The 24,641-nt window shown below is 61.1% G+C and carries 22 protein-coding genes; 14 read left to right on the forward strand and 8 right to left on the reverse strand.

Annotation, left to right across the window (positions count from 1 at the left end):
- Positions 1 to 4: 4 nt before the first annotated feature.
- Both KYK83_RS09380 and KYK83_RS09385 read left to right on the forward strand, forming a co-directional pair.
- Entirely contained in the window at positions 5 to 1,255 is a 1,251-nt protein-coding gene (locus tag KYK83_RS09380; protein ID WP_222828033.1) for an SAM-dependent methyltransferase, read from the forward strand.
- Positions 1,252 to 2,454 (forward strand): serine hydrolase domain-containing protein, encoded by a 1,203-nt coding sequence (locus tag KYK83_RS09385; protein ID WP_222828034.1) that lies wholly within the window; start codon positions 1,252 to 1,254, stop codon positions 2,452 to 2,454. Before KYK83_RS09380 ends, KYK83_RS09385 begins: the two co-directional genes overlap by 4 nt.
- A gap of 123 nt (positions 2,455 to 2,577) precedes the next feature.
- On the opposite strand, the gene KYK83_RS09390 is transcribed toward KYK83_RS09385, so the two are convergent.
- The 3 genes from KYK83_RS09390 to purF all read right to left on the reverse strand — a co-directional run bounded on the left by KYK83_RS09390 (position 2,578) and on the right by purF (position 5,220).
- On the reverse strand, positions 2,578 to 2,925 hold the full coding sequence (locus KYK83_RS09390; RefSeq protein WP_221598312.1) for a PilZ domain-containing protein: 348 nt from the start codon (positions 2,923 to 2,925) through the stop codon (positions 2,578 to 2,580).
- 112 nt (positions 2,926 to 3,037) lie between these two features.
- The gene (locus KYK83_RS09395; RefSeq protein ID WP_221598313.1) at positions 3,038 to 3,748 is read right to left on the reverse strand and encodes an SDR family NAD(P)-dependent oxidoreductase; all 711 of its coding nucleotides are present in this window, start codon (positions 3,746 to 3,748) and stop codon (positions 3,038 to 3,040) included.
- Complete coding sequence (gene purF, locus KYK83_RS09400; RefSeq protein ID WP_103023707.1) at positions 3,748 to 5,220, reverse strand: amidophosphoribosyltransferase; 1,473 nt, start codon at positions 5,218 to 5,220, stop codon at positions 3,748 to 3,750. The genes KYK83_RS09395 and purF overlap by 1 nt, the downstream gene beginning before the upstream one ends.
- 169 nt (positions 5,221 to 5,389) lie before the next feature.
- Between purF and KYK83_RS09405 the strand changes: the two genes are divergently transcribed.
- The 7 genes from KYK83_RS09405 (at position 5,390) to KYK83_RS09435 (ending at position 13,804) form a co-directional block, all read left to right on the forward strand.
- Positions 5,390 to 6,631 carry a lipoprotein-releasing ABC transporter permease subunit gene (locus KYK83_RS09405; protein ID WP_222828035.1) on the forward strand — a complete coding sequence of 414 codons (1,242 nt, stop codon included), beginning with the start codon at positions 5,390 to 5,392 and terminating at the stop codon, positions 6,629 to 6,631.
- On the forward strand, positions 6,624 to 7,310 hold the full coding sequence (locus KYK83_RS09410; protein WP_222828036.1) for an ABC transporter ATP-binding protein: 687 nt from the start codon (positions 6,624 to 6,626) through the stop codon (positions 7,308 to 7,310). Before KYK83_RS09405 ends, KYK83_RS09410 begins: the two co-directional genes overlap by 8 nt.
- Positions 7,311 to 7,373: 63 nt before the next feature.
- Positions 7,374 to 7,649: a hypothetical protein gene (locus tag KYK83_RS09415; RefSeq protein ID WP_103023710.1), complete on the forward strand. Its 276-nt coding sequence runs from the start codon at positions 7,374 to 7,376 to the stop codon at positions 7,647 to 7,649.
- Between the two features lie 50 nt (positions 7,650 to 7,699).
- Complete coding sequence (locus KYK83_RS09420) at positions 7,700 to 8,179, forward strand: glutathione peroxidase (protein ID WP_222828037.1); 480 nt, start codon at positions 7,700 to 7,702, stop codon at positions 8,177 to 8,179.
- A gap of 75 nt (positions 8,180 to 8,254) precedes the next feature.
- Positions 8,255 to 11,731, forward strand: a complete 3,477-nt coding sequence (gene dnaE, locus KYK83_RS09425) for a DNA polymerase III subunit alpha (RefSeq protein ID WP_222828038.1) — start codon at positions 8,255 to 8,257, stop codon at positions 11,729 to 11,731.
- A 30-nt stretch (positions 11,732 to 11,761) separates the two neighbouring features.
- Positions 11,762 to 13,360: a long-chain fatty acid--CoA ligase gene (locus tag KYK83_RS09430; RefSeq protein ID WP_248284375.1), complete on the forward strand. Its 1,599-nt coding sequence runs from the start codon at positions 11,762 to 11,764 to the stop codon at positions 13,358 to 13,360.
- A gap of 12 nt (positions 13,361 to 13,372) precedes the next feature.
- A complete protein-coding gene (locus KYK83_RS09435) occupies positions 13,373 to 13,804 on the forward strand; it encodes a DUF1330 domain-containing protein (protein WP_222828039.1) in 432 nt (143 codons plus the stop codon).
- 21 nt (positions 13,805 to 13,825) lie between these two features.
- Here KYK83_RS09435 and KYK83_RS09440 read toward each other — a convergent pair whose 3' ends face one another.
- The 5 genes from KYK83_RS09440 to KYK83_RS09460 form a co-directional block, all read right to left on the reverse strand.
- A complete protein-coding gene (locus KYK83_RS09440; RefSeq protein ID WP_222828040.1) occupies positions 13,826 to 14,923 on the reverse strand; it encodes a PA0069 family radical SAM protein in 1,098 nt (365 codons plus the stop codon).
- A 471-nt stretch (positions 14,924 to 15,394) separates the two neighbouring features.
- Positions 15,395 to 15,955, reverse strand: coding sequence for a hypothetical protein (locus tag KYK83_RS09445; RefSeq protein ID WP_222828041.1), 561 nt, complete (start codon positions 15,953 to 15,955; stop codon positions 15,395 to 15,397).
- A 156-nt stretch (positions 15,956 to 16,111) separates the two neighbouring features.
- On the reverse strand, positions 16,112 to 16,639 hold the full coding sequence (moaB, locus tag KYK83_RS09450; protein ID WP_222828042.1) for a molybdenum cofactor biosynthesis protein B: 528 nt from the start codon (positions 16,637 to 16,639) through the stop codon (positions 16,112 to 16,114).
- Positions 16,640 to 16,650: 11 nt separating this feature from the next.
- Positions 16,651 to 18,369, reverse strand: a complete 1,719-nt coding sequence (locus tag KYK83_RS09455; RefSeq protein WP_222828043.1) for a lytic transglycosylase domain-containing protein — start codon at positions 18,367 to 18,369, stop codon at positions 16,651 to 16,653.
- The gene (locus tag KYK83_RS09460) at positions 18,369 to 19,151 is read right to left on the reverse strand and encodes a uracil-DNA glycosylase family protein (protein WP_222828044.1); all 783 of its coding nucleotides are present in this window, start codon (positions 19,149 to 19,151) and stop codon (positions 18,369 to 18,371) included. Before KYK83_RS09460 ends, KYK83_RS09455 begins: the two co-directional genes overlap by 1 nt.
- 79 nt (positions 19,152 to 19,230) lie before the next feature.
- Between KYK83_RS09460 and KYK83_RS09465 the strand changes: the two genes are divergently transcribed.
- The 5 genes from KYK83_RS09465 to ilvD all read left to right on the forward strand — a co-directional run bounded on the left by KYK83_RS09465 (position 19,231) and on the right by ilvD (position 24,639).
- Positions 19,231 to 20,877 (forward strand): electron transfer flavoprotein-ubiquinone oxidoreductase, encoded by a 1,647-nt coding sequence (locus tag KYK83_RS09465; protein ID WP_222828045.1) that lies wholly within the window; start codon positions 19,231 to 19,233, stop codon positions 20,875 to 20,877.
- A 66-nt stretch (positions 20,878 to 20,943) separates the two neighbouring features.
- Entirely contained in the window at positions 20,944 to 21,162 is a 219-nt protein-coding gene (locus tag KYK83_RS09470; protein ID WP_222828046.1) for a hypothetical protein, read from the forward strand.
- A complete protein-coding gene (locus KYK83_RS09475; protein WP_222828047.1) occupies positions 21,137 to 21,979 on the forward strand; it encodes a 4-(cytidine 5'-diphospho)-2-C-methyl-D-erythritol kinase in 843 nt (280 codons plus the stop codon). The genes KYK83_RS09470 and KYK83_RS09475 overlap by 26 nt, the downstream gene beginning before the upstream one ends.
- Complete coding sequence (locus KYK83_RS09480; protein WP_222828048.1) at positions 21,976 to 22,701, forward strand: N-formylglutamate amidohydrolase; 726 nt, start codon at positions 21,976 to 21,978, stop codon at positions 22,699 to 22,701. Before KYK83_RS09475 ends, KYK83_RS09480 begins: the two co-directional genes overlap by 4 nt.
- 90 nt (positions 22,702 to 22,791) lie before the next feature.
- Entirely contained in the window at positions 22,792 to 24,639 is a 1,848-nt protein-coding gene (gene ilvD / locus KYK83_RS09485; RefSeq protein WP_222828049.1) for a dihydroxy-acid dehydratase, read from the forward strand.
- Positions 24,640 to 24,641: the final 2 nt, after the last annotated feature.

Raw genomic sequence — 24,641 nt, forward strand, 5'->3', positions numbered from 1 at the left:
GGCGATGGACATGCCGACAACCCAGCGCGGCCGCGAGCTGCTTTCCGGATCCCAGCGTTTTGCGCGCAAGCCCGGTTGGCTTGCCAGGATCACCGCGCCGGGGTTCGGCAAGATACTGGACCGGATAGACGCCGCGCTGACTTCCGGTGCAATTTACGGTGTTTTGCCGGATGGAACTCGTCGCGTGCTCGGCGGCCGTGCCCCAGGCTTCGACTGCGAAGTGCAGCTGCGCAGCTGGAACGCTCTCGTTCGTCTCGCCAGCAATGGCTCGGTCGGCTGGTACCAGGCTTGGGAAGCGGGTGAATGGTGGAGCCCGGATCCGGTTCCGCTCTTCGCGCTTTTCATGCAGCATGCAGGGCGTCTGGGCGATACGGCGCGCGCCAAGGGCCCTTTTCGCCATGCGCTTAAGCTGGCCCATCTGATCAATCGAAACACCCATGAAGGCGCGCAGAAAAACATCAGCGCGCATTACGATCTGGGGAACGACTTCTACCAGGCATGGCTCGACGCGACGATGAGTTACTCATCCGCTCTAGAGTTGCGCGACGACGGGCTTGAACCGGCGCAGCGGCGTAAATGGGATGCACTGGCGTCGCGCATCAACGACGCGCCGAAAGTGCTTGAGATAGGGTGTGGATGGGGTGCGCTCGCCGCGCATCTTGCCTCTCGAGGCGCTTCTGTCACCGCGATCAGTTTGTCCGATGAGCAACTGACATGGGCGCGCGACCATCACGACGTCGCAGTGGATTTCCGCAAGCAGGATTATCGCGATACCGCCGGGCAATATGACGCCATCGTCAGCGTCGAAATGGTCGAAGCGCTTGGGCGTGAATACTGGCCCACCTTCATGGATTGCGTGGCGCGGAATCTGAAACCGGGTGGCCGGGCGGCCATCCAGTACATCTCGATGCGCGACGACCTGTTCGAAGACTACGCGAAAAGCGCGGACTTCATTCAGGCCTATATATTCCCCGGCGGTCTTCTCATCAGAACCAGCGAGTTCCGGCAACTTGCCGAACAGCGAGGCTTGTCGTGGCAGGATCAGAAAGACTTCGGTCTGGACTACGCCGAAACGCTGAAGGAGTGGCGTCACAACTTCGATGCCGCGCAGGCAGAAGGGCGGCTGCCGCAAGGGTTTGATGATGGGTTCTGCGATCTGTGGCGGTATTATCTGCAATATTGCGAAGGTGGTTTTCGTGGTGGCGGGATCGACGTGCACCAGGTCACGCTAGTCAAACAGGGAGAAGACAAATGAAACGGCTCTTGATTTCGACTGCCGCATTGGCGCTGGCCGGCTGCGTTTCGACTAATACCGATACGCTTGGCTCGGCAGCACAAACGCCAACAGTTACGCAGTCGACGCCCGAGCATATGGCGAGCCTGGATCCAAGCGATTCCATACTGTTCTGGAGCGACGACCGCCGATCTGAAGCCTTTCGCGCCATGGAGGCGCACTTCCCCGGTCTCGAAGTTGCTCCGGCATCTGTCCCACGCCCTTTGCCACGTTCGACACAGACCTTGCCGGACACGCTTCAGAGTTCGATCCGAACCTATATGACGAGCAGTCACGCTGCCGGGTTTATGGTGCTGAAAGATGGAAAGATCGTGTTCGAAGATTACGGTCTTGGTTTCGGTCCAAGCGGGCGCTGGACCAGCTTTTCGGTTGCAAAGAGCTTCACATCGACTCTGCTGGGCGCGGCGATCAAGGATGGCTTTATCGAAAGCATCGATACTCCCGTTACCCAGATCATTCCGGCCCTCGCTGGCACGGCGTATGAAGGCGTAACCGTCGGCCAGATCGCGACGATGACCTCGGGGGTGGCGTGGAACGAGGATTACAGCGACCCCGACAGCGATGTTGCCAAGATGCTCGGCATCACGCCAGTAGCTGGCGAATCGCAGGCTGTTACCTACGCCCGCACACTCCAGCGCGAAGCGCCTGCGGGCGAGAAATGGGTCTACAAGACCCTCGAAACCAACCTTCTTGGGCTGATCGTGGAAGAGGCGACTGGCAAGTCCCTCGCGGCCTATGCAGCGGAAAAGATCGTTGAGCCGGCCGGTTTCGAAGGTGGCCTATTCTGGATGCAGGATCTGACCGGCGGAAATATCGGCGGTTGTTGCCTTTCGTTGCGGCTCGCCGATTATGCACGAATGGGCCAGTTTGCACTCGAGGGAGGCAAAGGAGTGGTGCCCGAAGGCTGGTTTGTCACCGCCGGATCGCCGCTGGTCAACTTTGGTCCCCAAGCTCCAGGTTTCGGCTACGGATATCAGTGGTGGACTTATCCAGGCGGCAATTACGGCGCACAGGGTATTTTTGGTCAGGCCATTACGATCGTACCAAAAGAGAAGCTGGTCGTTGCGGTTGTGAGCAACTGGGAGACCGCGACCAGCAGAACCGACCGAGAAGGATTTCGGGAGTTGGTTGGAAAAATCACCGAAGCACTTGAGGAATAGATCGGCGAAGAATGATGACGGTGGCCTCGGGGCGCGCCGTCATCGCTCGCCATTCGGATAGATCCCTGTCCGATCATCGGATGGGGCGCCCAACGTGCTACTCGCTATACTCGCAGCGGAATGTCAGTAGGAGCGGTAAGCTCCGTCGCCGCTATACCGGGCAAGAATGGACTCATGGACAATCGGGCTCAGCAATTCGCTGAAAGCGCAGCCGACCATGCAGCTTTCCCACCAGACAACCTGCGCCTGCAGCGATTCCAGACCGGGAAGGGTAAGCCAGCAAAGCTGCCCTTCGTGCATGCGATTGAGTGCTGCCGCCGAAAACCCCGAAATCGAGAGGTCGTGCACAACGGTCTGAAACGCCCGCCCGCCGCTAGCACGCAACTGGCCCGGGATGGTGAGCTTCGTACGCGGAGCACAGCGATCTTCCTGCGCTACGAAGGAGTAGCGGTCGTGTGTATGGTGGATCATGGCTTTCGCCCTTCCGCGGTAAATTCGAAATCGAAACGTCTCGCGTATACGCGACGCGCACTATCGAATATCGCGTATCAGGGTTGCAAATTCGTTAGGACGGCTGGTTAATTCAGCCTTCGACGCGCTCTCGGTGGAAGCCCTCGAAATCGTTAACGAGTAACTCGACCAAGCGCTTTGCAACCTCTTCGGGCGCCTTTACCGTTTTCGGATCCTCACCCGGATAAGCCTTCGCGCGCATTTCGGTACGAGTCGCGCCAGGATCGAGCACGGCCACGCGTACCTTCGAAATCTTCTCGACCTCCTGCGCATAGCTTTCGAGCAGATTGTCGAACGCGGCCTTGGTGGATGCGTAGGCGGACCAGTACGCGCGCGGGGATGCACCGACGCTGCTTGTCAGGCCTATAACCCGCCCTGCGTCGGCGCGCTTCAACAGCGGATCGAAATTGGCGAGTAGTGCTTGGGAGGCAAGGAAATTCACTGTCAGCGCCTGGCTCAACTGCTTCCCATCGATTTGCGTAACCGGTGTAAGGGTTGGCAGATAAGCTGCTGACAGAACAAGATAGTCGAGCCTATCCCACCGGCTGCCGATCGCCGAGGCTAGGCGCGCAATTCCGTCACTTTCAGCCAGATCGACCGGCGCGATTGTCGAAGCGCCACCGGCTTCGTGAATGGAGTCTTCCACTTTTTCCAAAGCGCGGACATCGCGTCCGGTGAGGACCACATGCGCCCCGGCTGAAGCGAGTGCAGTGGCGGTCGCAGCGCCGATGCCTTTGCTGGCCCCCGTTACCAGCGCGAGGCGGTTTTCCATCGGTTTGGTCATCAGGCGACCTGCTCCGCCGGGAACGCAAGTTGCTGCTGTCGATCCTCGCGCCGCGACAGATCGGTCAACGAGGTCGGATAATCGCCCGTGAAACAAGCATCGCAGAATTGTGGGCAGGCGGAATTACGCGGCTTTTCACCAACCGCACGGTAAAGCCCGTCGATCGACACGAAGGCCAGGCTATCGGCCTTGATAAATTCGCGCATGGGTTCGACATCCATGCGTGCTGCCAGCAACTTGCTGCGTTCAGGCGTATCGACACCATAGAAGCAGCTGTGTGCCGTCGGTGGGCTCGCCACGCGGAAGTGAACTTCCGTAGCCCCAGCATCGCGCATCATCTCCACGATCTGCAGGCTGGTGGTGCCACGAACGATGCTGTCGTCGATGAGCACGATCCGCTTGCCTTCTACAAGAGCCCGGTTGGCATTGTGCTTGCGTTTGACCCCGGCATGGCGGGCGCCGTCGCTAGGCTGGATGAAGGTGCGTCCAACGTAGTGCGAACGGATGATCCCAAGCTCGAAAGGAATTCCAGATTCCTGCGCATAACCGATGGCTGCCGGAACGCCGCTGTCGGGCACGGGAATGACGAGATCAGCTTCGATCGGCTTTTCCCGAGCCAGCTCTGCGCCGATGGCCTTGCGCGCTTCGTAGATGCTGCGCCCGTCGAACACTGAGTCCGGACGGCTGAAGTAGACATGCTCGAAAATGCAGGGCCGTGGGGCGTAATTGCCAAAGGGATGAAGCGAATCGACGTTGCCATCGAAACCCACCTTGATCACTTCGCCTGGCTCGACCTGGCGGACGAATTGCGCACCGACGACGTCGAAGGCGACTGTTTCGGAAGCGAAGACGGTCGCATCGCCCATCCGGCCCATCTGCAAAGGACGAATGCCGAGCGGGTCGCGACAGGCGATCATTCCTTCCGGAGTCATGACGATAAGCGCGTAAGCGCCTTCGAGCAGACGCAGGGCATCGATCAGCCGGTCCATCGTCGTCGGATAACGACTGGTTGCCACGAGATGGATGATCACTTCGGTATCGCTGGTCGATTGGAAAATCGACCCACGCCGGACGAGATCTTCGCGGAGCATGCCCGCATTGGAAATATTGCCGTTATGCGCCACAGCGAAACCGCCGCTCGCAAGATCGGCATACAGCGGCTGAATGTTGCGCAGGCCGGAACCGCCCGTCGTCGAATACCGCACATGCCCTGCGGCCATCGTACCGGGCAATTCGGCGATTGCCTCTTGTGAGGAGAAATTCTCCGCCACGTGACCTAGGCCGCGGCGCGTGTAGAATTCGGCGCCGTCGAAGCTTGTTATGCCGGCAGCTTCCTGACCGCGGTGCTGAAGCGCATGCAGGCCGAGCGCGGTAGCGGCAGCGGCATCGGTCGCATTGATGGCACCAAAGACGCCACACTCTTCGCGCAGCTTGTCGCCATCCTCGTCGAGAAACGGGTGGGTAATATTCATCGGAAGGCCTGTCTGCCGCGGCTGATCGGGATGCGCGCTCCAATGGCGATGTTACGCGTCGATTACAAGGGCAGTGCGACGGTTGACCTGTCCCGCCGCATGATTTCATTGCGCGGAAAGGTTCGTCTGCCTACAGGCCTGTTACCTGCAGGCAAAGACAAGGGACGTCTTGATCCTCTCTCCTTTCGAATGGACCATCGCCAAACGCTACTTGCTTCCGGGCAAGGGCGAGGCATTTATTGCGCTTGTCGCGAGCATCTCCATTGGCGTCGTGATGCTGTCTGTTGCCATGCTCGTCGTGGTGATGAGCGTCATGAATGGCTTTCGCGCAGAACTGCTGGACAAGATCGTAGGCCTCAATGGCCATGCCATCGTTCAGGCCTACGGCGGGCGCATGGACGATTGGGAAAACATCCTTCAGGAAGTGCGGCAGACACCGGGCGTGGTGCGTGCCTCGCCTCTTATCGAACAGCCCCTCTTGACCAGTTTCAACGGAAGGGTCGAGGCGATTCTGGTGCGCGGCAACACCCCGCAGGACATCCGCAATCTGTCGTCCAAGGTCGTGAGCGGCAATATCGATGAGCTTGCGCCTGGAGCGCGAAAGGTCGCCATCGGCATTCGCCTCGCGGAAAATATCGGTGCGCGCGTCGGCGACACCATTACCGTCATCAATCCGCAAGGACGTTCCACTCCATTTGGCACACTGCCCAGACAGGTCGGTTACGAAGTGGCCGCAATCTTCGAAGTCGGCGTTTACGACTACGACGGGGCCTTCGTGGTCATGCCGATGCAGGACGCGCAAACGCTGCTGCTACTCGGCGATACCGTTCAGATGATCGAGGTCACCGTCAACGATGCCGACAAGGTCGGCGAAATCCTTGCCCCTGTACAGCGTTCGCTCCAGGGACGTGCGGTGGTATCGGACTGGAAGACCATAAACGCGACCCTGTTCGAGGCCTTGCAGGTGGAGCGAGCCGCAATGGCGTTCGCATTGAGTTTCATGGTCTTGGTTGCGGCATTCAACATTCTTTCCAGCCTCGTCATGCTGGTTCGCGCAAAGACCCGGGACATCGCTATCATGCGCACCATGGGCGCGACCAGGCAGAGCCTGATGAAGATTTTCGTGACAACGGGCTTTACGATCGGGGCCATGGGGACATTGGCCGGACTTGCATTCGGCTTCCTGATACTTGCCGGACGCAAACAGATCGTCGAGGTCATCGGTGCGCTGACCGGGCAAAACCTCTGGGACCCGCAGTATCGTTTTCTGACGACAATCCCTTCCAAGATAGACGGTATGGAGGTCAGCATGATCGTGCTGCTCGCGCTTCTGCTGAGCTTCCTTGCAACCCTTTACCCTGCATGGAAGGCCGCAAGTACCGATCCGGTACAGGTGCTCCGTTATGAATAGGCGCGGTGTGGAACCAGTTGTCGAACTTAAAAGACTGACACGCAGCTTCCAGCAGGGCGGCGTAAAGATCGACGTTCTGTGCGGGGTCGATCTGGCGATTATGCCCGGCGAGATTGTAGCCCTTCTTGGCCCTTCGGGTTCGGGTAAGTCGACCCTGTTGCAGGCTGTTGGCTTGCTCGAAGGCGGCTTTGGCGGCGAGATCGTGATCGGCGGTCAATCTGCCGAGAAATCAGATTCGCGCGCGCGCACCGTGCTTCGCCGCGAACATCTGGGGTTCGTCTATCAGTTCCACCATTTGCTGCCCGATTTCGATGCGCGTGAGAATGTGATCCTGCCGCAACTGGTTGCGGGCACCCCGCGCGCCGAAGCAGAAGCGCGCTCAGAACAATTGTTGACTGCGCTTGGGTTGGGCCATCGGCTCGACCATCGCCCCAGCCAGCTTTCGGGCGGGGAGCAGCAGCGCGTGGCCGTAGCCAGAGGTCTTGCGAACAAGCCGGATCTGGTGCTCGCGGATGAGCCGACTGGCAATCTGGATGAAAAGACGTCGGACAAGGTCTTGGCTGAATTCCTGTCGCTCGTTCGCGGCGAAGGCAGCGCGGCCCTGATCGCGACGCATAACGAACGCCTGGCCCGGAAGATGGACCGCGTGGTTCGATTGCACGAAGGGTTGCTCGAATAGAGGGGTTGCTCGAATAGAGGACCCACATCGCTCTTTGCTCGTTGATCGGGAAAGGAGATTTTGATGACCGACCATCCAAGTACATTCAAGGGCGAGGATACCCACCGCGAGGGCGTGCAGTGGGACGACCGCGCAGAGATTCATTCCGCCGAAGACGGCCAGGGTATTCTGGACGGCGGCAAGGGATTGCGCGGAGGCACTCTGGCCCAGATGGTCTCGCAAGTGATGGCCTATCCTCCCGCTGAGCGGGGCCGCTTCGTCATTCAAAAGGCTGGAGACCATCGTCTTGACCTGGCTGAGATAGAGGCGCTCGCCGCGCGGGACGACTTCCCGGGTTAATGTTTTACCCCGGCCTTACCATGAGCTCAGATTCGAAGGACTGACCTGCCATGACAACCATCGCGGACTTCACCGTCGTAAATTACAAGGGCGAACAGATCGATCTGAAGCAGAAGCTGGGTAAGATCATTCTTGTCGTGAACACCGCGAGTAAGTGCGGGTTCACACCTCAGTACGAGGGGCTCGAAGAACTATTTCAGCAGTACCGGGAGCAGGGTTTCGAAGTGCTTGCCTTTCCGTGCAACCAGTTTGGTGGACAGGAACCGGGCAACCCGAGTGAAATTGCAGAATTCTGTAAAGTGAACTTCGGGCTGACCTTTCCCCTCATGGAGAAAGTCGACGTGAATGGCGACGACGCGAGCCCCTTGTTCGACTGGATGAAGGCCGAAAAACCCGGTCTCATGGGGTCGAAGACAATCAAATGGAATTTTACCAAGTTCCTGATCGACAGAGAGGGCAATGTGGTGAAACGATATGCCCCGACCGACGCACCCAAGTCGATTGCAAAGGATATCGAGAAGCTCCTCTGATCTTTCGGTGAGCTGTGGAGAAGTGAGGCCGGAAGTGGCTGGTGAATCGAGCCTGCAATACGCATATTGCAGTGCATGTCGTTCAAGCCCTTCGTCCCTTTCCGCATCCTCTCCGCCTACACCATGCTGGAGGGTGCGATTGACCCGAAGGCGATGGCCAAATTGGCCAAGGAACGCGGCTTTCCCGCTATCGCCATTGCCGATCGCAACGGCCTTTACGGCGCAGTCATGTTCGCGAACGCCTGCAAGGCGGAGGGCATCCAGCCGATCATCGGGACCCTTCTTGGTGTTGCGCGGGATAGCGAAGGCAAGCAGGTCGACTACCTGCCACTCTACGCGCAGGACGAGCAGGGGTACGACAATCTCTGCCATCTCGTCAGCCGCGCCCATCTGGAACGCCCGCTCGAGTTCGAACCCCATGTCCGCCTGACCGATCTTGATGGCCACACCGGTGGGCTCATAGCATTCAGCGGGGCAAGCGAGGGCGCGCTGACGAAGCTTCTGGCCGAGGGACAGCAGAGCCATGCAGAGATCCTGCTGCAAAAACTTCAGGAGTTGTTTCCCGAACGGCTTTACATCGAGTTGGCTCGCCGTGGTAACGAGGTGGAAGAGCGGGCAGAGGCAGCGCTGGTCGAGTTGGCCTACGACCGTGACCTCCCTCTCGTCGCCACAAACCCTGCAAATTTTGCAGAGCCGCACATGCATAAGGCGCATGATGCCATGCTGTGCATTGCCGGATCCACGCATATCGACGCCGACGAGCGGGCGAAGTCGAACCCGGAAAGCTATGTAAAAACCTATCACATGATGGACGAGGCTTTCGACGATCTGCCGGAGGCTGTTCAGAACACGCTCGTCGTGGCGCAACGCTGTGCCTATGCCCCGCCATACCGCAAGCCGATCCTGCCCAGCCTTGCAGGTGACCTCGAAGGCGAGGCGCGCATGTTGGCGGAAGATGCCCACAGGGGTCTGGAAGCGCGTCTCGAACCGTATGGCGAGATGTCCGACGACCAGCGAAAGATTTATTTCGATCGCCTGAAGTTCGAAGTTGATATCATCAATCAGATGGGCTTTCCGGGCTACTTCCTGATCGTTGCCGACTTCATAAAATGGGCCAAGGACCATGATATTCCGGTAGGTCCTGGCCGTGGTTCGGGTGCGGGTAGCCTCGTTGCATGGGCTCTGACCATCACGGATCTCGATCCGATCCAGCTCGGTCTGCTGTTTGAACGTTTTCTCAACCCCGAACGCGTTTCGATGCCCGACTTCGATATCGACTTCTGCGAAACGCGGCGGGGCGAGGTGATCCGTTATGTCCAGCAGAAATACGGCCACGATCACGTCGCTCAGATCATCACTTTCGGTAAACTGAAGGCGCGCGCCGTTCTGCGCGATACCGGCCGCATCCTGCAGATGAGCTATGGGCACGTGGATCGCCTCTGCAAGATGGTGCCGAACCATCCGACCGACCCTTGGACGCTGCCCAGGGCGCTGAACGGGGCCGCCGATTTCAAACGGGAATACGACAACGACAATGAGGTGAAGCGCCTCGTCGATCTCGCGATGCAGCTCGAGGGCTTTCCTCGTAACAGTTCGACCCATGCCGCAGGCGTGGTGATCGGTGATCGACCCCTTGCCCAGCTTGTGCCGCTTTATCGCGACCCGCGGTCGGACATGCCGGTTACGCAATACGACATGAAAAATGTCGAAAGCTCCGGCCTCGTCAAATTCGACTTTCTCGGTCTCAAGACGCTGTCGGTTCTCAAGAAGGCGACCGACCTGCTCAAACGGCGTGACATCGAGATCGATCTTTCGCTTCTGCCGCTCGATGACGCCAAGGTCTATGAGCTCATGAAGAGCGGCAATACAGTTGGGGTTTTCCAGCTTGAATCGGAAGGTATGCGCCGTACGCTGACGGCGGTTAAGCCGACCAATTTCGGCGACATCATCGCGCTTGTTTCGCTTTATCGTCCGGGCCCGATGGATAACATTCCGCTGTTCGGCAAGCGCAAGGCCGGTCAGGTTGAAATCGAATATCCGCATGCCAAGCTGGAAGGCATTCTGGCCGAAACCTACGGGATCTTCGTTTATCAGGAACAGGTTATGCAGGCCGCGCAGATCCTTGCAGGATACTCCCTGGGCGACGCCGACCTTCTGCGCCGCGCTATGGGTAAAAAAGTCCAGGCCGAAATGGATGCGCAGCGCGAACGTTTCGTTGATGGCTGCAAGAGAGTATCCGCTATCGACAAGGGCGAGGCCAACGCGCTGTTCGACCTGATCGACAAGTTCGCGGGCTATGGTTTCAACAAGTCTCACGCCGCAGCGTACGCATTGCTTGCCTATCAGACGGCTTGGCTGAAGGCGCACTATCCTGAAGAATTCTACGCCGCCTCGATGTGCTTCGACATGCATCAATCCGAAAAGCTGGCGATCTTCGTTGACGATGCTCGGCGTAGCGGCATCAAGGTTTTGCCGCCGTCGCTGAACTATTCGGAAGCGGAGTATTCGGTCGAGCAAACCGATGACGGTTATGCAGTGCGTTATGCATTGGCTGGCATACGCAACGTCGGCGAGCGAGCTATGGAAGCGATCGTCGACGAGCGCGAGGCTGCAGGGCGTTTCAAAAGCCTCAAAGATTTGTTCGAGCGTCTGCCCAAGGGCTCCATGAATTCTCGCCAGCTGGAGGCGTTGATCAGTGCCGGGGCGCTCGACGAATTCGAACCGAACCGCGCCAAGCTGTTCGCCAATGCCGACATGCTTTTGGCAGTGGCCGATGCCGCGGAGCGCGAGCGGTCGAGCGGTCAGGGTGGATTGTTCGGAGGCGAGGCCGCGCCGGTCGAGGATACATTGCGCCTCAAGGAAGTCGAGGACTGGTCGCTCAGTGAAGCGCGTCACCGTGAGAAAGAGAACATGGGGTTTTCGTTCAAGGAACATGCCACGGCGGTTTATCGGGAAATTTCCAGCGCGCAGGGCGCCCGCTCGCACGCATCTCTGATCACAGGGGGCGTTCCCGGTGGCGGACGGATGACCGCCGTGATGGCGGTGCAGGTCGAAGGAGCCAGCAAAGGCACTACCAAGCGCGGCAAGCCGTTTATCCGCGCGGACTTTTCCGATAGCTCGGGCCAGTTCAGCGCCGCCTGCTTTGAAGAAGGTCTGGTCGACAGATTCCTTGAATGGGCGGACAAGCAAACCTGTGTGAAGCTCGATGTGGAGCTCGACAGTCCGAGCCCCGATGAGCCGCCCCGCATAACCGTGCGGCATGCCGTCCCGCTCGATGCCGTCCGGGGAAGCATGGCGATGTTGCTGACGCTCGAGGTAGAAAGCGTCGACGCGCTGAACCAGTTGGCAATCGAACTCGGTGAAGACGGCGCAGGGGGCGATGAGGTGATGGCCACGCTGCTCACCGGCGATCTGGCGCCGCCCGTCATGCGCCTGGGGCGGGCATTTTCTATCGATGGTGACCTCGCCGAACGCTTGGCAAGTGTGCCCGGCCTTGCCAAGGTGCAACTGACCGCGCGACGAGGAAAGGCAAACTTGCGCCTCGTTGCCTGACGGTCGAACCGACGGGTGAGAGGAGAGTTTATGGCGTTTGGTGCGATGCAGGACTGGAGCATGCGAATATCGCATGTGATCGATCATGCGGCTCGGGAAGCATCCGGTCGCGAAATCGTGACCCACTGGGCCGATGGCACCGAAACGCGGACGGACTGGGCGGGCATCCATCTGGACGCGCAGAAGATGGCTCAGGCGCTGTTGGCGCTTGGCCTGACAAAGGGCGATCGGGTGGCAAGTCTCGCGATGAACCATTCCCGCCATCTGGTGAGCTGGTTCGGCGTGGCGGGCATGGGCGGGGTGCTCCACACCTGCAATCCACGTCTGTTCGAGGACCAGCTCGAATACATCGTCAATCACGCCGAAGACAAAGTCATGATCTATGACGCGGCGTTCCAGCCGATCATCGACAAGATGCGCGACAAATGGCCGACGGTCGAACATTACATCTGCTTCGACAGCGGCGAGCATACGACCAGTTTCGAAGACTGGATTGGCGAGCAGGACGGCGAGTTCGAATGGGTCGAGGGGGACGAACGCGATCCCTGCATGATCTGTTACACCAGCGGCACCACCGGCAATCCCAAGGGTGTTCAGTACGAACATCGTTCCACGCTGCTGCACGCGATGGCCGGGCTGCAGACCAGCGCATTCAATTTCAGCGGATCGTCCGTCATGCTGCCGGTGGTCCCGATGTTCCACGCCGCCAGCTGGGGCCTGCCCTATTCGGGGGCGATGGCGGGGATCAAGTTCGTCTTTTCCGCCGTGAACGACCCGGCGGTGCTGTGCGACTTGATGGATCGTGAGGGAGTGACCGACAGCGCAGGTGTGCCGACCGTCTGGCTGGCGACATTCCAGTATTGTGATGCGGAAGGCAAGGATCTGCCCAAGCTCAAATCGGCGACGATCGGCGGTTCCGCTGCACCGAGGTTCATGATCGAACGGCTGATGAAGAACGGTACGCGCGTGCAGCACGCATGGGGAATGACCGAGACTTCGCCTATCGGGACGGTCGGCGGTCCAACGGCGAACTGGGACGAACTGACCTTCGAGGAGAAGGTGGAAAAGACGATGAAGCAGGGGCGGCCGATCTTCGGCGTCGAACTGCGTACGGTCGATCTGGACGACCGGTCGACCGTTCTTCCGCGCGATGGCGAGGCAAGCGGTGCGCTGCAGATACGCGGGCCGTGGATCATCAAGCGCTATTTCAAGGCGGAAGAGGACGCGACCGATGCGGACGGCTGGTTCGATACCGGCGATGTGGCGATCCTGCATCCCGATGGGACGATGCAGATTACCGACCGCACGAAGGACGTCATCAAGTCCGGCGGCGAATGGATCAGCTCGGTCGAGCTCGAAAATGCGGCGGTGGGCCATCCGGCCGTGGCGGAAGCGGCGGCTATCGGCATGCCCCATCCCAAGTGGGACGAGCGGCCCGTTCTGTTCGTGGTCAGGAAATCCGGGACGGAGTGCAGTGCCGAGGACGTGACCGCATTCCTTACCGACAAGGTCGCCAAATGGTGGCTGCCCGATGCGGTCGAATTCGTCGACGACATCCCGCACACCGCCACCGGCAAGATCAGTAAGAAAGACCTGCGCGAGCGCTTCAGCGACTATACGCTGGGCTGAGGAGGACGGACCATGACGCAAAGCTATATCGACCCGAGCAAGACCAATTTCGAAGCATTCAAGGACCTGCCGCGCGATCAGCCGATCCATATGCTGAACCTGCTGCAGTACCGGGACCAGGCGGAATATCCCGAAGGCCATGACAATGCCGGCAAGGACTGGAGCGGGCGCCGGGCCTACAAGGAGTATGGCAAGACCAGCGGCCCGATCTTCCGCCGCGTGGGCGGCGAAATCGTCTGGCGCGGGGCATTCGAGGCGGTGCTGACCGGGCCGGAAGCGATGCGCTGGCACGATGGCTTTATCGCGCAATATCCCAGTGCGGCCGCGTTCTTCGAGATGGTAAAAGATCCCGAGTATCAGAAGGCCGTGGTCAATCGCACCGCCGCGCTGGCCGACAGCAGGCTGGTTCGCTTCAAGCCAGGAGCGATGGGCGACGGGTTCTAGCCTCTAAGCCTGCGGAAATTTTCACAATAGCCGCAACTGACCGCCGACGGCCGGCGGGCGGAACCGGGTACAGTCCAGTTCGAATTTCGATTTGCCCACGCCTGCGCGTTTGCAGGCGAGGCGGAACCTGGCGCGGAAGAGATCGGCCCAGACACCGGTGGGTTTCATGCGGGTGAAGAAATCGGGATCGTTGTCCCGCGCCTGCCCGTCCTTGGCACGGATCGAGCGGACGATGTTCATGACCTTGTCGCCGCGTTCCGGAAAATGGACCGAGAGCCATTCCCGGAAGAGGGGCGCGACTTCGTGCGGGAGGCGCAGGGGTATCCAGCCGACGCTGCCGATGCCGAGCTGGCCCGCCCGCTGAACGATGTCTTCCATGAATTCATCGGTTATGGCCGGGATCACGGGAGCTATCGAACAATGGACGGGTATGCCCGCTTCGGCGAGTTTGGCGAGGGCGGCCAGACGCTTCGCCGGGGCCGCCGCACGGGGTTCCAGTTTGGCCGATAGCCTGGGGTCGAGGCTGGTTACCGATATTGCGACCGCAACCAGCCTCTGTTCGGCCATAGCACGAAGCAGATCCAGATCGTCGCAAACACGATCCGATTTGGTTGTTATCGTCACGGGGTGACGAGCATCGAGACAGACTTCGAGCACCTCGCGCGTGATGCGATAATCCCGCTCGATCGGCTGGTAGGGATCGGTATTCGTCCCCATGGCGATGTGCCGCGGCCGATATTTCGCCTTGGCGAGAGTGGCCCGCAGGATTTCAGCGGCATTGGGCTTGGCGAACAGCTTCGTTTCGAAGTCCAGACCGGGAGACAGATCGTGATAGGCATGCGTCGGCCTGGCAAAACAATAGACGCAGCCATGTTCACACCCCCGGTAAGCGTTCACGGACCGATCGAACGCGATATCGGGCGATTGATTGAAGCTGAGGATCGTCCGGGGACGTTCTTCGGTCACCTGAGTGCGCAGCTTGACCGGCGGGCCGTCCAGCGTTTCCATATGATCGCGCCAGTCGCCATCGACTTCGCGCGTGGCGAGGCCGAAGCGTGTCGGCACATCGGCGCCCTGTGCGCCGCGTCCGGGAATCGCTGGTTCAAGACGACGTTCCATGAAGCGGAACATACAGCGAACAAAAAAGCTTTGCCAGCCCGTTTTCGCAAGCCTTGGCAGCTATCGCCGCGCATCTGTCCGCGGCGCTCCGAAGGGTGAGCGGGGGTGCGATGCGGCTCGGTGCGACGGGCTGCGCACAAGCATTCGCGAGACGGCACAGGTTGACACAGTTGACAGGGTCCTGGGGAGTGCCGAGGCCAGGGGTTCGCTAGCGGGTCGATCGACCGTCTGGCATGCCAGCGTCATCACCTGCGCAAGCGCGGAAGGATCGACGCGTGGTTGCCGGACCTTTGTGGGCAGTCCGGGAGCGGTGGGCGATGCGGGCCATCCACACAGGGCATCGACAGCGTCGAAGGTGTCGACAAGCCGGCGATCCCATTCGTGCCCCGCGTCTTCCCTGCCCTGTGCAGCCACTTCTTCGCATTCGTCATCGAGACCACCCAGGAATTCGGCGCTGCTTTCGCTGACGGTCTAACTGCTGTCGTCTTCGTCCTGATCGTCGTCCTCCGCCGCGCCGTAGAACACCTCGAGCTCTTTCTCGCGATGATTGCGGCGAGCTTCATCGCCTGCCGCGGCGACAGCATCCTTGCGCACGGGCGGCAGGGCCAGTTCGCCGGTGGCAACGCAGTTCAGCAGTTCGTCGAAGCGACCGGCATCGGCGCAGGCGGCATTGTCACCGACCATCGCGTCGAGGCGTGCCAGATGTGCCAGCAAAAGCCGCGCATCGTAGCGCCGGCGCGTGCCGACGAGCTCCCCCCGATAATAGATCTGTTCTTCCACCCCTTCGATGGCGCGCTCTGCCAGAGCCTGGACCCCGTTTTCCCGCGCCAAGACCAGCGCAGCGGCCCAGCCACGAGCGAAGAACGGATCGCGGCGACGCAGGCGATAGGCCGCTTCGGCGGACAGATCGACCGCGCGGCAGGCGGCGCGGGCATTCCCGTGAGCCGCCAGCCGGTCGAGAAAGCGCGCCTTCAGTTCGGGCGTCCAGCCGCGCGCCGGGGCATGGGCAAAGGGTTCGGTAATGTCGGTCATGATCCGCGTCTCCTGTCGGGAATGGAAGCGAATCAGGTCTGTTATGCAGGCGGGGCCGAGTAGGAAAATGAATTCTTGCAGGGGTTCGGCTTGCCGATCGGTGGCGGCAGCATGGGTTGCCGGGTCGCCTCCGGCTGCTAGCAATAAAGGCGGAGGCTATCTTTCCCGGAGGCGGGGCATCAGTTCGACGAAGTTGCAGGGACGGTGGCGGCTGTCGAGCTGGTGCGCAAGGATGCGGTCCCAGCCGTCTTTCACTGCGCCGTTCGAGCCGGGCAGGGCGAAGATATAGGTGCCGCGGGCGAGCACGGCGCAGGCGCGGCTCTGGACGGTGCTGGTGCCGATGGTTTCGTAACTGATCCAGCGGAAGAGTTCGCCGAAACCGGGAATGTCCTTGCTTTTGACCTTGTCGAGCGCTTCGGGCGTCACGTCGCGGCCGGTGAGGCCGGTGCCACCGGTTGTGATGACGCAATCGATCTGTTCGTCGTCGATCCAGCGATGAAGGTGCGCGGCGAGCTGGTTCACATCGTCGCGGCTGATATCGCGATCGGCGAGTTCGTGGCCAGCATCTGCGATGCGCCGGGCCAGAATATCGCCCGACGTGTCATCGGCCGAGGTGCGCGTGTCGGATACGGTCAGCAGCGCGATACGCACTGGCTTGAAGGTGCGGCTTTCGTCGATTGGCATAAGCGTGTTCCTTACCTGGCCCGCGGAAACATGGGCCAGTCGTTTTCGGCCAGATCGACCCTGCTTGGCGCATCGGCATCCGCCTGGCGCAGATACATCCAGTAATTGCGCATCACGATGGCGACGTAGCCGCGCGTTTCCCAATAGGGGATGCTTTCCATGTAGAGCAGCGGATCGCCCTGATCGCGGATTTCACTTTCCCAGCGCGAAACGGGCGTGGGTCCGGCATTGTAAGCCGCCATGACCTTGGGCAGCTTGCCCTGCGTAAAATTGGACGAATTGAGGGATTCCAGCGTGCGCTGGCCGAACGCGAGATTGACGGCCGGGTCCTTCAGATCCGCGCCCGAGCTCATGTTGATCGATGCGGCATATTCCCGCTGCGTGATCGGCATGATCTGCATCAGCCCGATGGCACCGGCCGGGCTGACCACGGTTTCGCGAAAGTTCGATTCCTGCAAGGCATGGGCGAAGGCGAGGGCAGGGTCCACGCGCCATCCACCGACCGGTGCGCGGAAGGTGACCGGATAGCGCAGGCTGGGATGTGCCCCTTCGCCGCGCGGAGCATTATAGGCCATGAAGGTCTGCGCACCCGTGAGGCCTAGCGCACGCGAGAGCCGCGACAATGCGCCGTAATCCTTCGGGTCGCCCGTGCGGACCAGCCAGACGAGATCGTCCGCCGCCGCATCGCGCCGCCCGACTTCCGCCAGCATGACGGCCTGCCGGACTGCATCTTCCTTGCGCAGATGTTCCCAATCGGCCTGTGTCAGATCGGGCAAGGCGTGGGTGCGCGGCAGGTCACGGCCCATCTGTTCGTGGGCCAGCATGCCGTAGAGGGTTTCCGGGAAGCGCGCAGCGCCGCGCAGTTGTTCGGCCGCCTTTTCAGGGAAGCGGCAGCGGATGAAAGACCGGCTGGCCCAGTAATGCGCCGCTGCGGTCAGTTCGGGATTGGCGGAGCCGGACGCGCTGCGCTGGAAGGCTTCTGCGGCCTTGTCGCAATCGCCCAGCCGCCATGCGGCGAGCCCGGCGACCCAATCGCCTTCGGCGACCCAGGCACCACTGCCGCCATCGCGGGTCGTATCCGCCATGGCCCAGGCCTGCGCGTCCTGATTTTCGATGTAGTAGCTGAAAGCGACGCGGTAGCGCCATTCCGCCCGCGCATGGCGCGACAGTGTGGCATCCACGCCGTCCAGCAGCAGGCGGGCACCATTCGGATCGTCATTGGTGATGCGTTCGAGGATCGCGGCCTTCACGCTTTCGGGCATCGTCCCGTCGTTGACCGAACTGGGCCGGATACGCTTGGTCGACCCGGGCTGGCGGACGAGATCGCGCGCCGGGCGCAGATAGGGCGGGTTCACGAGCCCGCGCGTCTGGCCAAGGCGGACGATCGATTCCGCCTGTGGCAGCGCGGAATAGCGTGACAGCCAGCTTTCGATGCGCGGCAGTTCGATGCGCGGACTTTGCGGATGGAGGTAATAGGTCGCCAGTGCCGCGCCGTGGAGCGGGCCGTCATCGCGACTGGCCAGCATGACCTCGACCCTGTCCCAGTTCTGGCTGTCGATCGCTTCGAACAGCGAGCCGTAATAGGCGCGGTCGTCCTGCGAGAGGAGCTGCGGGAGGGAAGCTGCGTGCGACCGGGTGAAATATTCCACGCTGCCCTGCGCAAGGGCCGGGGCCGCGTGGAGGGAGGTGGTGGCGGCCAAAGCGGCGGCGGCGAAAATGCGAAGGGTCATCAAGTCCAGTCCAGCCATCGGTTCCAGAAAGTTTCCCGCCGGGCGGCCGAGCGGGCAAGGTTGCGCAGGTCGGGGGCGGCGAGCAGGGGGTAGATCTTGCCGTCACAGTCCAGCGAAAGGGGGTCGCGCGCATCTTCGGGCGTCTTGCCGAAAAGCGCGAGTTGCGCGCGTCCGAACAGGATCACGCGCTGCGGGGCGGCGAGCGCGATATGGGCCCTGACGATTTCGCCCAGACCGGCACCTGCGAGCTGACCCCAATCGGGCAGGGCCATTGGGGTCGGAAGGGCGCTGGCGATGTAGGCTTCGTGCTGGGCTATTCCCATTGCCGCGAGCATGGCATCGACGAATTTGGCGGCGCCGCCCGTCAGCAGTCCTTCGGCATCGTCATCGAAGGGCTGGGGCAGCAGCAGCATCAGCTTCGCGCCTGCCACGCCCCGCGGGGGAACGCGCCGATCGAGCGCGCCATCCGCCAGCGAAGCTTCCGACATCCACCATTCGCGAAATTTTTCGAGCGTGTCGGGAAGGGCGGAGCGATCGATCTGTGTGGCCGCACCTTCGCCCTGTTCGAGCGCGCGTTGCAGCGGGGTCTTGCGCTGTACCGGGGGCGGTGCGGGCGGAGGAGGAGCCGTTACGGCATCGTCGGCCTCCGGCTCGATCAGCCAGCCACTCGGCTCGTCCAGAAAATCGGCATCGACGCCAGCCTCGCGCCACCAGTCGAGCGCGCCTTCCAGGCTTTCGAGCGCCGTGACATCGCGCGAATTCGGGGGATCGGCATGCATCATTACTTGGGCGCGGGTCTTGACCTCTAAAGCGCCACCAATCAAGGCATTCGCAACAGTAAAGCGACGAAAAGAGAGAGACATGAGCGAACGCGAATCCATGCCCTGCGATGTCGTGATCATCGGCGGAGGCCCGGCAGGCCTCGCCGCGGCGATCCGGCTGAAGCAAGTGAACGCGGAACTCGAAGTCGTGGTGCTCGAAAAGGGCAGCGAAATCGGCGCGCATATCCTGTCGGGCGCTGTGGTGGATCCGCGTGCGCTGGACGAACTGCTGCCCGAATGGCGCGACCAGGGCTGCCCGATGGCGGAAACCCCCGTGACGGAGAACCACCACTGGGTGCTGTCCGAAAGCGGAAAATCCGACCTTCCCGAGATGTTGCTGCCGCCATTCATGAGCAATCACGGCAATTATACCGGATCGCTGGGCAATATGTGTCGCTGGCTGGCCGAGCAGGCCGAAGCTCTGGGCGTGATGGTATTCCCCGGCTTTCCCGCCGCAGAAGTGCTGTTCGACGACAAGGGTGCGGTGACCGGTATCGTCACGCAGGACATGGGCATCGCCGAGGATGGCAGCCACAAGGCCGATTACCAGCCGGGCATGGAAATCCATGCGAAATACACCCTTTTCGCTGAAGGGGCGCGTGGCAATCTGACCAAGCAGATGAAGGCGAAATTCGACCTCGAGGCCGATTGCGAACCGCAGGTCTACGGTCTCGGCGTCAAGGAATTGTGGGACATCGATCCGGCCAAGCACGAGCCCGGCCGCGTGATCCATACGCAAGGCTGGCCGCTGAGCGAAACCGGCACCTGGGGCGGGGGCTTCCTCTATCACCAGGCCAACGGTCAGGTGGCGCTCGGCTTCGTGACCGCGCTCGATTACGCCAATCCCTATGTGTCGCCCTATCAGGAATTCCAGCGCTGGAAGCACCATCCGGACATTGCCGCGATCCTCGAAGGTGGCAAGCGCGTGTCCTATGGCGGGCGCGTGATCAACGAAGGCGGCTGGCAATCCGTGCCCAAGCTCGCCTTTCCCGGCGGCGCGCTGATCGGTTGCTCGGCCGGGTTCGTGAACGTCCCGCGCATCAAGGGCAGCCACACCGCGATGAAGAGCGGGATGCTGGCCGCGGAGAGCATCGCTGCGGCGATCGCCGCCGGTAGCGAGCATACCGAGCTGATGGATTACGATGCCGCCGTGCGCGACAGCTGGATCGCAGACGAGCTCAAGAAGGTGAAGAACGCGCAGCCCGCCGTCGCCAAGTGGGGCGAGGATCTGGGTACGGTCATTGCGGGCATCGACATGTGGATGCGCACCCTGAAGATCGGACTGCCGATCACGATGAAGCATCACCGCGATTACGAGATGCTGGAGCGCGCCGACAACTTCAAGCCGATCGCCTATCCCAAGCCCGACGGTGTACTGAGCTTCGACCGGCTTACCAATGTCAGCTTCAGCTACACCAACCATGCCGAAGATCAGCCGTGTCACCTCAAGGTCGCGGACATGGAACTGCAGCGCGAGAGCGAGTTGGAGATCTTCGCAGGACCGTCTGCACGGTACTGCCCGGCGGGCGTGTACGAATGGATCCTGGAAGAAGGCGCGGAGCCCAAGTTCCAGATCAATTCGCAGAACTGCATCCACTGCAAGACGTGCGACATCAAGGATCCGAACCAGAATATCACCTGGGTTACACCCGAAGGCGGCGGCGGGCCGAACTATCCGAATATGTGATTCCGCGTAATGTGGCGGGCTTATATCGCTTGGATTGATAGGGATTTAGGGACTGGCTGGCCTTCAATGAATGGCTGGTCCTCTTTGGTCGCGTTCGTGCCAGTCACCTTGGTAATCATTTTCTCGCTCATCGTGCATCCGGATGACAAGCCCGGTCTTGTAGAATTGGTCGTTGTAGTCGTGCCGATGGTCATTCTCTTCACGATCTGGAGCTGGCGAGTTTACCTTGCCGCAATGCGACAGGTCGCTGCCATCAGGAATGGCGAAGCGGATAAGGACGAGTAGGACGAAAATCGTGCGCGAAACCGCCTACGCCAAGATCAACCTCGCGCTCCATGTCCGCAGGCGGCGGGATGATGGCTATCATGAGCTTGAGACGCTGTTTGCCTTCGTCGATGCGGGGGACGTGCTGACAGCAACCAGCGCTGCGCAGGACGCCGTGACGGTCATGGGCGAGTTCGCGGGCGGTCTCGACAATCCGTTCGACAATCTGGTGGCAAAAGCGCTGGGCAAGGTCCCGCGCGCCGACGGGCTCAGGATCACGCTGGAGAAAAACCTCCCTGTTGCAGCGGGGCTCGGTGGGGGCTCGGCGGATGCCGGGGCCGTTTTTCGCATCGTGAAAGAGCTTCATGGTTTGCCGGACGACTGGCACGAGCGCGCAACTGCACTGGGCGCGGATGTACCCGCTTGTGTCGAAAGTCGTACCTGTATCGGGCGCGGCACCGGCACCGAACTCGAACCGGCAGATGACAGTCTGGCGGGCACACCCGTTCTGCTGGTAAACCCGCGCGTCCCGCTGTCCACTGGGCCGGTGTTCAGGCATTGGGACGAGAAGGATCGCGGCACCTTGCCCGATGGCGATGCCCGCACGATCACTCTCGAAGGGCGAAACGATCTCGACGCACCCGCCCTTTCGCTGTGCCCGCAGATCGGCGGGGTACTTGCCGCTTTGCGCGGAACTTCGCCGTTTCTCGCCCGTATGTCGGGTTCGGGCGCGACCTGTTTCGCGCTGTTCGATGACAAGGCAGCGCGGGACGAGGCGGCGGATCGCATGGCCGCCGACCATCCCGGCTGGTGGCAGATGCGAGGAAAGCTCAGATGATCGACGGTCGGCCCTATCGCCAGGTGAATGTGGACGACATTCGACCCGGCGGATTGCTGGTAGTGGCCGATCACGCATCGAACCATGTTCCAGCGGGCATCGAGCTGGGGATCGATCCCAAGCTGATGAACGATCATATTGCGATCGATATCGGGGTGGAAGGCGTGGCGGATCGTCTTGCCCGCCGCCACGATCTACCTGTGCACATCGCCACCGTGAGCCGTCTCGTTTGCGATTTTCACCGCAAGGAGAACGAACCAGCCGTTGTTCCGACGACCAGCGACGGGCACCTGATCCCGGGTAATATCGGCGCAGATGTGGAAATGCGGCTCGCACGTTATCATCGACCATATCACGACGCTTTGGCGGCGCTGATCGAACGCGCCCGGCCGCGTATGCTGGTGGCAGTTCACAGCTTCACGCCTAGCCTGGCAACCAGCGATGAAGAGCGACCCTGGGAAGTCGCCCTGCTGTACAATCAGGATGAGAGAGCGGCGCAACATGCCATTCGGCTGTTTCGCGAACAGGGCCTGACAGTGGGCGACAACCAGCCCTATTCGGGCAAACAGCTCAACGCCACGATGGATCGCCATGCCGAGGCGAATGGCATTCCCTATTGCACGGTCGAGATACGACAGGATCAGATCGATACGGCCGCAGGGCAGGCGCGCTGGGCGGTAATGCTGGCAGACATCATGGGTCGTGTCGCGCTGGAGGTGTAAAGCCGAGCTTGGCCGGACCACGGGCATTCTTCCGTTAGCGTAGGCTTCGCTGTCTGCTAGGCTTCGCCTTGAAGCCAAGAGAGACCTGCCATGCCCGCCTATCGTTCCCGCACCACCACCCACGGCCGCAACATGGCCGGCGCGCGCGGATTGTGGCGCGCGACGGGCATGAAAGACGGTGATTTCGGCAAACCGATCATCGCGGTGGTCAACAGCTTTACCCAGTTCGTGCCGGGGCACGTGCATCTCAAGGATCTGGGGCAGCTGGTCGCACGCGAAATCGAGGCCGCGGGCGGCGTGGCCAAAGAATTCAACACCATCGCGGTCGATGACGGGATCGCCATGGGGCACGACGGCATGCTCTATTCGTTGCCGAGCCGCGACCTGATTGCCGACAGCGTCGAATATATGGTCAACGCCCACTGCGCCGATGCGATGGTGTGCATTTCGAACTGCGACAAGATTACGCCGGGCATGTTGATGGCCGCGATGCGCCTGAACATTCCCGCCGTGTTCGTCAGCGGCGGTCCGATGGAGGCAGGCAAGGTTGTGGTGAAAGGCAAGGAGGTCGCCCTCGATCTGGTGGATGCCATGGTCGCTGCCGCGGACGAAGCCTATTCGGACGAGGAAGTTACGGCCATCGAGCAGAATGCGTGCCCGACCTGCGGCAGCTGCAGCGGCATGTTCACGGCCAATTCGATGAATTGCCTGACCGAGGCGCTCGGTCTCTCGCTTCCCGGCAATGGTTCGCAGCTCGCCACGCATGCCGACCGCAAGGGTCTGTTCGAACGGGCAGGGCGGCTGGTGGTGACGCTGGCGAAGCGATATTACGAGGAAGATGACGAGAGCGTCCTGCCACGTTCCATCGCCAGTTTCGAAGCGTTCGAGAACGCGATGAGCCTCGATATCGCGATGGGCGGCTCGACGAATACCGTGCTGCACCTGCTTGCTGCCGCGCATGAGGCGGGGGTCGATTTCACCATGAAGGATATCGACCGGTTGAGCCGTCAGGTCCCCTGCCTGTCAAAGGTCGCACCGGCGAAAAGCGATGTCCATATGGAGGATGTCCACCGGGCAGGCGGAATCATGGCGATCCTCGGCGAGCTGGAAAAGGCAGGCCTGCTTCACACCGCGTTGCCGACCGTACACAGCCCGACCATGGCCGATGCGCTGGATGACTGGGACATTGGCCGCACGCAGAACAACAAGGTCCGCGAATTTTTCGCGGCGGCGCCGGGCGGGGTGCCGACGCAGACCGCTTTCAGCCAGTCGCGCAGGTGGGAAGAGCTCGATACGGACCGCGAAAACGGAGTTATCCGGAGCGCTGAACACGCGTTCAGCAAGGATGGCGGGCTGGCCGTGCTCTATGGCAATATCGCGCGCGATGGCTGCATCGTTAAGACCGCGGGGGTCGATGAGAGCATTCTGAACTTCTCGGGCCCAGCCAAGGTTTACGAGAGCCAGGACGACGCGGTGACGGCGATCCTGACGGGGCAGGTCGTCGAAGGCGATGTCGTCGTCATCCGGTACGAAGGGCCGCGAGGCGGACCCGGCATGCAGGAAATGCTTTATCCGACGAGCTATCTGAAATCGAAGGGGCTGGGCGCAGCCTGCGCCCTGCTGACCGACGGCAGGTTTTCGGGAGGAACGTCAGGCCTGTCGATCGGCCACGTGTCGCCCGAAGCCGCGGAAGGCGGCGCCATCGCTTTGGTCGAGGAGGGGGACATGATCGAAATTTCCATTCCCGAACGCACGATCAATCTTGCCGTGTCCGACGAAGTTCTGGCGGAACGGCGCGCCGTCATGGAAAAGAAGGGCTGGCTTCCTGCCCAACCGCGAGACCGGCGGGTCTCGCCAGCGCTCGAAGCCTATGCTGCGATGACGACTTCTGCGGCGCGCGGCGCAATCCGAGATGTTAGCCAGTTGAAAACGCGCTGAGA

Source organism: Qipengyuania pacifica (assembly GCF_019857205.1).
GTDB lineage: Bacteria > Pseudomonadota > Alphaproteobacteria > Sphingomonadales > Sphingomonadaceae > Qipengyuania > Qipengyuania pacifica.

Excerpts from the sequence above, each read along its gene's own strand:
- KYK83_RS09440 (WP_222828040.1), bottom strand. The coding sequence starts at position 14,923 with ATGGAACGTCGTCTTGAACCAGCGATTCCCGGACGCGGCGCACAGGGC.
- KYK83_RS09470 (WP_222828046.1), top strand. The coding sequence starts at position 20,944 with ATGAATGGCTGGTCCTCTTTGGTCGCGTTCGTGCCAGTCACCTTGGTA.
- KYK83_RS09465 (WP_222828045.1), top strand. The coding sequence starts at position 19,231 with ATGAGCGAACGCGAATCCATGCCCTGCGATGTCGTGATCATCGGCGGA.
- KYK83_RS09380 (WP_222828033.1), top strand. The coding sequence starts at position 5 with ATGGACATGCCGACAACCCAGCGCGGCCGCGAGCTGCTTTCCGGATCC.
- KYK83_RS09480 (WP_222828048.1), top strand. The coding sequence starts at position 21,976 with ATGATCGACGGTCGGCCCTATCGCCAGGTGAATGTGGACGACATTCGA.
- KYK83_RS09430 (WP_248284375.1), top strand. The coding sequence starts at position 11,762 with ATGGCGTTTGGTGCGATGCAGGACTGGAGCATGCGAATATCGCATGTG.
- KYK83_RS09475 (WP_222828047.1), top strand. The coding sequence starts at position 21,137 with ATGGCGAAGCGGATAAGGACGAGTAGGACGAAAATCGTGCGCGAAACC.
- KYK83_RS09460 (WP_222828044.1), bottom strand. The coding sequence starts at position 19,151 with ATGATGCATGCCGATCCCCCGAATTCGCGCGATGTCACGGCGCTCGAA.
- dnaE (WP_222828038.1), top strand. The coding sequence starts at position 8,255 with ATGTCGTTCAAGCCCTTCGTCCCTTTCCGCATCCTCTCCGCCTACACC.
- purF (WP_103023707.1), bottom strand. The coding sequence starts at position 5,220 with ATGAATATTACCCACCCGTTTCTCGACGAGGATGGCGACAAGCTGCGC.
- KYK83_RS09435 (WP_222828039.1), top strand. The coding sequence starts at position 13,373 with ATGACGCAAAGCTATATCGACCCGAGCAAGACCAATTTCGAAGCATTC.
- KYK83_RS09415 (WP_103023710.1), top strand. The coding sequence starts at position 7,374 with ATGACCGACCATCCAAGTACATTCAAGGGCGAGGATACCCACCGCGAG.
- KYK83_RS09385 (WP_222828034.1), top strand. The coding sequence starts at position 1,252 with ATGAAACGGCTCTTGATTTCGACTGCCGCATTGGCGCTGGCCGGCTGC.
- moaB (WP_222828042.1), bottom strand. The coding sequence starts at position 16,639 with ATGCCAATCGACGAAAGCCGCACCTTCAAGCCAGTGCGTATCGCGCTG.
- KYK83_RS09420 (WP_222828037.1), top strand. The coding sequence starts at position 7,700 with ATGACAACCATCGCGGACTTCACCGTCGTAAATTACAAGGGCGAACAG.
- KYK83_RS09455 (WP_222828043.1), bottom strand. The coding sequence starts at position 18,369 with ATGACCCTTCGCATTTTCGCCGCCGCCGCTTTGGCCGCCACCACCTCC.
- KYK83_RS09390 (WP_221598312.1), bottom strand. The coding sequence starts at position 2,925 with ATGATCCACCATACACACGACCGCTACTCCTTCGTAGCGCAGGAAGAT.
- ilvD (WP_222828049.1), top strand. The coding sequence starts at position 22,792 with ATGCCCGCCTATCGTTCCCGCACCACCACCCACGGCCGCAACATGGCC.
- KYK83_RS09395 (WP_221598313.1), bottom strand. The coding sequence starts at position 3,748 with ATGACCAAACCGATGGAAAACCGCCTCGCGCTGGTAACGGGGGCCAGC.
- KYK83_RS09445 (WP_222828041.1), bottom strand. The coding sequence starts at position 15,955 with ATGACCGACATTACCGAACCCTTTGCCCATGCCCCGGCGCGCGGCTGG.
- KYK83_RS09410 (WP_222828036.1), top strand. The coding sequence starts at position 6,624 with ATGAATAGGCGCGGTGTGGAACCAGTTGTCGAACTTAAAAGACTGACA.